The 604-nt window shown below is 70.0% G+C and carries 1 pseudogene; it reads left to right on the top strand.

Features of this window, described 5'->3' with window-relative positions:
* A pseudogene (locus KVT32_RS28360) lies at window positions 1-449 on the top strand (MerR family transcriptional regulator); the annotation flags it as partial.
* Window positions 450-604: the final 155 nt, after the last annotated feature.

The raw sequence follows: 604 nt of genomic DNA, 5'->3' as shown, positions 1-604 counted from the left end.
GGGCGGTAACGGTGCTGTACCGGTTTTGCGCGAGCGCGACCATCCGGGCCCTGCGGGCGCAGGGCTGGGTGGTGGCGCGCGTGCCGGCCGAACTGGGCGAGCTGCTGTCCCTGTGCCGTACCGCGCTGGACGGGCAACGCCTTCCGCTGCCGGCGCAACGCAGCGAGCCGGCGCCGCCCCGGTTCGACGAGGAGGCGCTGGCCCGCCTGAGCGTAAACAGCGGGAAGCTGGCCTGCGAATGCCCGCGCCACCTGACCGAACTGCTATTGATGGTCGGCAGCTTCGAGCGCTACAGCGCCCAGTGCGCTTCCCGCGACAGCGCGGACGCCGAACTGCACCACGCGCTCGGGAACGCGGCGGCCCAGGCCCGCGTCGTCCTCGAAGACGCGATGGAACAGCTGGCGCGCGCCGAGGGACTGGCGCTGCCGCGCACCGGTGGCGCGCCGTGACGAAGACGTCGGTGCTTTCGAGGTGCTGCTAGAATCAGTGCTTCCCTAAGTACTCGCCCAAGAATAAATGTGTTTTTGGCTGCCATGACCGACGCGCTGCTGCGTTGGCGCGCGCTTGCAGTGCCCGCACTGCGGCGCACTCGCCGCCTTGCATC

This window comes from Achromobacter sp. GbtcB20, assembly GCF_019091095.1.
Taxonomy (GTDB): Bacteria; Pseudomonadota; Gammaproteobacteria; order Burkholderiales; family Burkholderiaceae_B; genus Achromobacter; species Achromobacter mucicolens.
This window is presented reverse-complemented; position numbering and strand designations above follow the sequence as displayed.